General features: G+C 66.0%; 7 protein-coding genes. 2 read left to right on the forward strand and 5 right to left on the reverse strand.

The window, feature by feature from the left end; all coding sequences use genetic code 11:
* Positions 1 to 4: 4 nt before the first annotated feature.
* The 4 genes from AC3WPZ_RS21360 to AC3WPZ_RS21375 form a co-directional block, all read right to left on the reverse strand.
* Positions 5 to 1,000 carry a Bug family tripartite tricarboxylate transporter substrate binding protein gene (locus AC3WPZ_RS21360; RefSeq protein ID WP_492441457.1) on the reverse strand — a complete coding sequence of 332 codons (996 nt, stop codon included), beginning with the start codon at positions 998 to 1,000 and terminating at the stop codon, positions 5 to 7.
* A gap of 122 nt (positions 1,001 to 1,122) precedes the next feature.
* Entirely contained in the window at positions 1,123 to 2,535 is a 1,413-nt protein-coding gene (locus AC3WPZ_RS21365) for a sensor histidine kinase (RefSeq protein ID WP_492441458.1), read from the reverse strand.
* The gene (locus tag AC3WPZ_RS21370; RefSeq protein WP_382153229.1) at positions 2,532 to 3,200 is read right to left on the reverse strand and encodes a response regulator; all 669 of its coding nucleotides are present in this window, start codon (positions 3,198 to 3,200) and stop codon (positions 2,532 to 2,534) included. The genes AC3WPZ_RS21365 and AC3WPZ_RS21370 overlap by 4 nt, the downstream gene beginning before the upstream one ends.
* Before the next feature lie 62 nt (positions 3,201 to 3,262).
* Positions 3,263 to 3,583: a hypothetical protein gene (locus AC3WPZ_RS21375; protein WP_492441460.1), complete on the reverse strand. Its 321-nt coding sequence runs from the start codon at positions 3,581 to 3,583 to the stop codon at positions 3,263 to 3,265.
* A 356-nt stretch (positions 3,584 to 3,939) separates the two neighbouring features.
* On the opposite strand from AC3WPZ_RS21375, the gene AC3WPZ_RS21380 reads away from it, so the two are divergent.
* Positions 3,940 to 5,037: a type IV toxin-antitoxin system AbiEi family antitoxin gene (locus tag AC3WPZ_RS21380; RefSeq protein WP_492441462.1), complete on the forward strand. Its 1,098-nt coding sequence runs from the start codon at positions 3,940 to 3,942 to the stop codon at positions 5,035 to 5,037.
* A gap of 3 nt (positions 5,038 to 5,040) precedes the next feature.
* Complete coding sequence (locus tag AC3WPZ_RS21385; RefSeq protein ID WP_492441464.1) at positions 5,041 to 5,991, forward strand: hypothetical protein; 951 nt, start codon at positions 5,041 to 5,043, stop codon at positions 5,989 to 5,991.
* Here AC3WPZ_RS21385 and AC3WPZ_RS21390 read toward each other — a convergent pair.
* On the reverse strand, positions 5,972 to 7,329 hold a 1,358-nt coding region (locus tag AC3WPZ_RS21390), incomplete at its 5' end, for an aldehyde dehydrogenase (protein ID WP_492441466.1). The genes AC3WPZ_RS21385 and AC3WPZ_RS21390 overlap by 20 nt on opposite strands.

A 7,329-nucleotide genomic window follows, 5' to 3' on the forward strand; every position in this document is an offset into this window, starting at 1 on the left:
GGCCTTACTTGGCGGGCGTGGTGGCCAGCCCGAACTCGTCGGCGAGCTTGCGGTAGCCCGCCACCTGCTTCTTCACATACGCGTCCAGCTCGGCCCCCGTCATCGCAAGCGGGAACAGGCCGCGCTCCGCGCGCATCGCGTTGTAGGCCGGCGTGGCCATCATCTTGTTGAAGGTGTCGACCCAGACCTTGTAGTCCGCATCGCTGACCTTGGGGCCCAGGTAGAAGCCGCGGATGATGGGCCACTGCACGTCGAAACCCTGCTCGGTCGCGGTGGGGATGTTGGCCATGTCGCCGCTCAGGCGCTTGTCGTGCATCACCGCGAGGATGCGCACCTTGGCGCCCGCCTTGATCTGCTGCTGGGCCTCGGCCGCGTCGCCCGTGAACACGTGGATGTGGCCGCCCTGCAAGGCCGTGAGCGCCTCGCCGCCGCCTTCGAACGCCACATAGCGCATGGACTTGGGGTTGACGCCACCGGCGCGCGCGGTCAGCGCGGCCTTCATCCAGTCCTGGCTGCCCACCGTGCCGCCCGCGCCCAGCACCACCTTGGTGGGGTCGGCCTTCATCGCGGCCATCACGTCCTTCAGGGATTTGAACGGCGACCCTTCGGCCACCACCACCGCGCCGTAGTCCGTGCCGATGGCGGAGAGCCAGCGCACGTCGTTCTCGGTGTAGCGGCCGAACTTGCCTTGCGCCAGGTTCAGCAGCGAGCCCCCCGAGAAGGCGATGATGGTGTTGGCGCTGTCGGGGCGCTGGGCGATCACGGTGTTGTAGGCCACGGCGCCGATGCCGCCGGGCATGTAGGTCACGCGCATCGGGTCGGCGATGAACTTGCCGTCCACCAGCGTGCTCTGCACCAGCTTGCAGGTCAGGTCAAAACCGCCGCCGGGTTTGGCGGGCGCGATGCACTCGGTTTTCTCCAGGGCGCCGGCCGCGTGCGCCGACAGGGCGCCCATCGCGAAGGCGGTCATCGCCAGAAGAAGGCGGGTGGGAAATTTCATGACAGGGTCTCCTCGGTAAGGCGGTTCGATGGCTGAATGCCCGCGCAATCTCGGCGTGGCAGGCCACTGTAAAAAATGCGCACTTTCAAGACGCTTTCAGCGCGAGCACGAATCCCCGAGGGTTAACCCGCAAACCCGGCGGGCAAGGCCAGCACCACCACCAGCCCACGCCCATCGGGCCCGGGCCGCACCTGCATCGAGCCCCCATGCCGCAGCGCCACCGAGCGCACGATGGACAAACCCAGCCCCGAGCCCGGCAGCTGCCGGCCACCGCCGCCCCGGAAAAACCGCTCCCCGGCGTGCTGCAGCTCCTCCGCCGGCATGCCCGGCCCGTCGTCCACCACGCTGAAACACACCTGCCCGCCCTCGCCGCCCAGGAACAGCGTGACGCGGCTGCCCTCGCCCCCGTGGCGGATCGCGTTGTGCAACAGGTTCGACAAAGCCTCGTTCAACAGCGCCGGCTCCCCCTGGAACGGCAGCGAGGCCATGGGCGCGTGCAGGCCCAGGTCCACCCCCTGCTGCCGCGCCACCGGCCACCAGCGGCGCATCAGGTCTTCGGCCATCACCACCGCGTCCAGCGCCTCGGGCGCGGGCGGCGCGCTGTCGGCCTTGGCCATCGCCAGCATCTGGTTGGTCTGGCGGATGGTCTCGTCCAGCTGCGAGCGGATGTCGTCCACCACCGTGCGCAGCGCGGCCGGGTCGTCTTCGCGCAGCGCATAGGCCACCTGCGTGGACAGCGTGGTCAGCGGCGTGCGCAGCTGGTGCGAAGCGTCGTCCACGAAACGCCGCTGCTGCTCGCTCTGCGCGCGGTTGCGCTCCACGTGGTGGTTGATCGCGCCCACCAGCGGCAACAGCTCGGCCGGCACGTCGTCGCTCGCGATCGGCGTGAGGTCTTGCGGCGAGCGCGACTCCACGTCCTGCCGCAGGCGTGCCAGCGGCTGCAAGGCCCAGGCGATGGTGAGGCCGAACAAGGCGCTCGCCACCACCACCAGGAAAAAATCGCGCGCCACCGACTGCATCACCAGCGCGTCCTGAAAATCGTTGCGCGCCTCCAGCGTCTCGGCCACCTGGATCACCACGCGCTGCGAGCCCGCCTCGCCCGTGAGCGGCGGCGACAGCTCGCGCGCGTAGCTGCCCACGCGCACCGCCTCGCCGAAATACTCACCGTCGTAGAACTGGGGCACGCCGGTTTTCAAAGGCTGGGGCGGCGCGGGCAGCCCCGGGCTGCCGATCTCCACCAGGCCATCTTCCGAGGCCACGCGGTAATACACCTTGCCGTTGGCCGTCAGCTCGAAGAACTCCAGCATGCGGTACGGCAGCTCCACGCCCAGCCCGCCGCTGGCCGTGGAAATGCTCGAGTCGATCGACTTCACCGCGCCCAGCAACGAGCGGTCGTACGCCGCGTCCGCCGCGTCGCTGGCCGTGCGCCAAGCCAGCCACAGCTCGGCAGAGAACACCAGCAACATGCCCGGGATCAGCACCACCAGCAGCGCCCGCCGGATGCTCGACCGCAGCCAGCGCCGGGGCGGCTTCATGGCGCGCATTCCAGCAGGTAGCCCATGCCGCGCAGCGTGGTGATGCGCACCGGCGAAGCCTCCAGCCGCTTGCGCAGGCGGTGCACCAGCACCTCGATCGCCTCGGGGTGCACGTCGCTCTCGTCGGAAAACACGCGCTCCACCAGCTCGCGCTTGGACAGCGGCTCGCCGCTGTGCTGGATCAGCGCGCGCATCACCGCGTGCTCGCGCGGCGTGAAGGTCAACACCTCCTGCTGCAGGCGGAACTGCCGGCTCGCGCTGTCGTAGCTCAAGGGGCCGCACGCGAAGCGCGCGTGGTCCACCCCGTGCGAACGCCGGATCAGCGCCGTCAACCGGGCTTCCAGCTCCGCGAGTTCAAAAGGCTTGGCCAGGAAATCGTCGGCCCCGCCGTGCAGGCAGCTCACGCGCTCCATCAAGGAATCGCGCGCCGTGAGGATCAGCACGGGCAGGCGCTGGTCCGCCTCGCGCAGATCGGCCAGCACGTCGTGGCCCTCGACCCCGGGCAGGCCCAGGTCCAGGATCAGCGCGTCGTAGCGCGTGGCCTTGAGGCTGCGGCGGACCAGGCGGCCGTCGTTCACCCAGTCGATCAGGAAACCGTTCTGCGCCAAGGCCTTGGTGAGCCAGTTGCCGAGATCGGCATCGTCTTCGGCGAGCAGTATCCGCATGGTGAGGTGTCTCCTGAATGCGGAGCAGAGGATACCCGCAGGCCGCAGCGCCGGGCCGCCGATCAGATCTCCAGGCTCGTCACCTTGTCCGCGCAGTCGTACAGCGCGTCGACGGTGAGCGACAGCACCTTGAGCTGGCGCCGCATCTCGTCGTTGAGCGTTTGCTTGAGCACGGCGCGCTGCACGTCTGGCGGCGCGGCGTTCTGAACACCTCGCTTCACCGGCTCCACGAGCGGGTCTTCCAGCGAAGCGCGCGTGTCCATGAGCAGCGACAGCTGCCCCACCTGTTCGTTGGTCTGGACGACGAGGGCGAGGAGATGGGTGAAGAGTTGCTCGGCTTGGGCGCGAGCGGATGGGCGGAGAGTGGTTTTGGGTTTGGCCATGGTTTGGCTTCCTGCGGTCTGTTGATGACAACCGCAACCCTTCATTTGTGACGAGGGCTGCGGCTCGACGCAGCGATTTTTTTCTTGGCTTCCCGACCAAGCCACGCCTGTTTTGGCGCGACGGCGGAGTATAGCCACACAAATAACCCAAAAGAATTCAAATCAGCCATAAGCCAATCCGCTTGCGTGCGAACAAAGGGATCAGGGCAATGCAGCAGTCATCTGGTCCTGTCCGCAGCCACGACCGAGATCCTCGACGCTGATTTGGCCAAAGCACGTAGTTTGCTGTACAGCAAATCAATAAAAACCGCTAAACTCTTGCCAATTTCCTTTGATTTGCTGTACAGCAAACAATTATGCCTTCTCCTTCCACCCCCAACGAGCCTCTTGTCGATCAGTTCGTCCAGGCTTTCGAAGACGCCAGCAAGGCCCGCGTCTCGCACGCGCGCCAGTTCGACGTCCCCTTTGAGCGAACTGGGGGAGCGCGGCGCCTCGACCTTCTGCTGCGTGTGGACAGTCCTCACGAAGACCTCTACCTCGCCGTGGAGATGATTCGCGAGGGCTATCCACGGGACGTGCGCAACGCGGTATGGCAGCTGGAAGAGTACCGGCTGGCCAGCCCTCACGGGTCGCAGGTCGTTCCCGTCGTGCTGGCCGAGCACCTCAGCACAGGAGCACGAGAAAGTCTGCGCGAGCGCAACGTCGCCTACTTCGATACCAGCGGGAGCCTCTACCTGAACCACGGGCAGTGGCTGATCCACATCGAACGCGCTGGCAAGCCAGCACCGCCACGGCGAGCAAGCTCACTATTCACTGGTGCACGCGAGCAGGTGGTGCATGCCCTGCTCCAGTCGAAGCAGGCTTGGGTACGTGGCCAAGAGGTGGCCAAGTCCGCCGAGACCTCGACCTACACGGTCTCACTGACCATGCAGGAGTTGGAGCGCCTGGAGTGGGTGGAGTCGCAAGGCATCGGCCGGAACCTCCGCCGGCGCCTTGCGCAGCCCGGCAAGCTCCTGGACGCCTGGAGCGAGGCATGGCGCAAGCGCAAAGAGTCGCGGACTCGCTGGTACATGTACACGCACAACCCCGACAACTTGCTTCTGGCCATCACCAACAAACTGCATCGCACCCAGCTCTCGGGGTGGGCGTTCACTGGAACGGCAGCCGCCAACGTGCTCGCCCCGCTGCTCACCAGCGTCGACACGGCCGAGCTGATCGTCCCGCTGGGCCATGCCGAACGCTACGCAGACACCTTGGAACTGAAGCAGGCGGACAAGGGCTCGAACATCGTCCTCGTCGAGCGCAGCGGGGCGAGCCTTCTTTTCTGCCAGGAGCATCCTGAGTTCCCTTCCTGTTTCGCCAGTCCATTTATCCAGTACCTCGATTTGCTGGACGGCCGCGGCCGAAACAAGGAGCTGGCCGCTCATGTCCGCGAATTCATCCTGAAGATCTGATCCATGGTCGCAACAAAACCAAAAACCGCCGAAGGGTATGACGCCGATCGCACCCTCGCCTGCGAGCGTGCGCTTGTTACCCTACTGCGAGGATTCGGCACTCTCAAGCACACCTTGCGGCTGGTCGGCGGGTTGGTGCCGCGCTATCTGACGCCGGAGAAGCCACCCGACGTGCCCCCGCATGCAGGTACGACGGACGTGGACATCGTGTTGAACCTTCAGGTCCTGACTGATGACGAGGCCTATAGGTCACTCGCAAAGCAATTAAAGGGCCGCGGATTCACGAGATACGTGAACGAAGAAGGCAAGGCCAGCAGTTGGCGCTGGCAACGACAGGTGTCAGAACACGAATACGTTCTGGTCGAATTCCTGCGAGATGCGGATGAGAACCTGCCCAGAGGCAAGGTGGCCGCTGTAGATGGCGAAGACATCTCGGCACTCGCGATCAAGCACGCCGGTATCGTGTTCGATTGGTTCGCCGAAAAGGAAATCACGGCCGAACTTCTCGACGGCGGCGGCAAGGCCACCGAGACAGTGCGCTTTGCTGACGTCACCGCATTTCTGGTGCTTAAGTCGCTGGCGTTCGACGACAGAGCGGAGAACAAAGATGCCGCCGACCTGATCCACGTCATGAGCTACGCTGGTGCCCTTGAGTGGGTCGCCCAACAGTTCATCGACAAGCGGAAGGCGGGCCAACACCTGGAAGCAATCGACAGCGCGCTGGACGCGCTTCGGCGGCGCTTCTGTGACGGCGAAGATGTCGAAGGCCACGAGCGAGACGGGCCGGTGGCATGTGCGACCTTCATGCACGGCACAGATGCAGGTGCAGAGACAAGCGATCGGCGCATCCGCGAACAGCGCCATGTTTCAGGCAAGGTGACGGAGTTCTTGCGCCTCGTCGAGGCATCCGGGGCCGTCGCCGCAGCGGCGGATATCAGAACGGATAGTGCCTAGGCGTCGTCTGCAACGTGATCCACCGCAGCTCGGTGAATTCGTTGATCCCCGCCTTGCCGCCAAAGCGCCCGATGCCCGAGCCCTTCACGCCGCCGAAGGGCATCTGCGCCTCGTCGTGCACGGTGGGGCCGTTCACGTGGCAGATGCCGGAATCGATCTTGCGCGCCACGTTGAAGGCGCGCGCGATGTCGCCGCCGAACACGGCGGATGACAGGCCGTACTCGTTGTCGTTGGCGCAGGCAATGGCTTCTTCCACGCCGTTCACGCGCACCACGCATTTCACGGGGCCGAACGTTTCCTCGTGGTAGATGCGCATGGCGGGCGTGACGTGGTCGAGCACGGTGGCGGGCATGAGGGTGCTGTCGGCCTTGCCGCCGCAGAGCAGCTTGGCGCCTTTGGCGATGGCGTCGTCGATGAGGGCGTTGCAGTGGTCCACCGTGCCCTGACCGATGACGGAGCCGAGCACCACGGGCTCGGGCTTGCGCGGGTCGCCCAGCGGCAGGGCCTTGGCCTTGTCGCTGAATTTCTTCACGAATTCGTCGGCGATCTTCTGGTCCACGATGAGGCGCTCGGTGCTCATGCAGATCTGGCCGCTGTTGGCGAAACAGCCGAAGGCCGCGCCGTTGACGGCGTCTTCGATGTTGGCATCGTCCAGGATGACCATGGGTGCCTTGCCGCCGAGTTCGAGCACCACGGGCTTGAGGTATTTCGCGCAGGTCATGGCGATGATCTTGCCGACCTTGGTGGAGCCGGTGAAGTTCACGCGGCGCACGGCGGGGTGGGCCACCATGGCTTCGACCACGGCGCCGGCATCGGCCGGGGCGTTGGTGATGTAGTTCACCACGCCGGGGGGGAAGCCCGCGTCCTGGAAGGATTCGACGATGAGCTGGTGGGTGCGCGGGCAGTTTTCGCTGCCTTTGAAGATGACGGTGTTGCCGCAGGCCAAAGGCACGCAGATGGCGCGCACGCCGAGGATGATGGGCGCGTTCCACGGGGCGATGCCGAGCACCACGCCGGCGGGCTGGCGCACGCCCATGGCGAGCGAGCCGGGCACGTCGGACGGAATGACCTCGCCGGCCACTTGCGTGGTGAGGGACGCGGCCTCGCGGATCATGCTGGCGGCGAGCATGTTGTTGAAGCCGGCCCACATGCCGGTGGCGCCGGTTTCGGCGGCCACGGCTTCGATGAACTGGGGCAGCTTGGCTTCGAGCGCGTCGGCGGCCTTGAGCAGCAGGGCGCGGCGCTCGTTGGGGCCGGTTTCGCTCCAGGTCTTGAAGGCTTCGGCGGCGGCTTCCACGGCCATCACGGCGTCGGCCGGGCTGGCGGCGGGGGCGCGGG

Source organism: Hydrogenophaga sp. FW305-3-2-15-A-LB1, assembly GCF_058787875.1.

Coding starts and splice junctions, on each gene's coding strand:
- AC3WPZ_RS21360 (WP_492441457.1), bottom strand. CDS start 1,000: ATGAAATTTCCCACCCGCCTTCTTCTGGCGATGACCGCCTTCGCGATG.
- AC3WPZ_RS21385 (WP_492441464.1), top strand. CDS start 5,041: ATGGTCGCAACAAAACCAAAAACCGCCGAAGGGTATGACGCCGATCGC.
- AC3WPZ_RS21370 (WP_382153229.1), bottom strand. CDS start 3,200: ATGCGGATACTGCTCGCCGAAGACGATGCCGATCTCGGCAACTGGCTC.
- AC3WPZ_RS21365 (WP_492441458.1), bottom strand. CDS start 2,535: ATGAAGCCGCCCCGGCGCTGGCTGCGGTCGAGCATCCGGCGGGCGCTG.
- AC3WPZ_RS21380 (WP_492441462.1), top strand. CDS start 3,940: ATGCCTTCTCCTTCCACCCCCAACGAGCCTCTTGTCGATCAGTTCGTC.
- AC3WPZ_RS21375 (WP_492441460.1), bottom strand. CDS start 3,583: ATGGCCAAACCCAAAACCACTCTCCGCCCATCCGCTCGCGCCCAAGCC.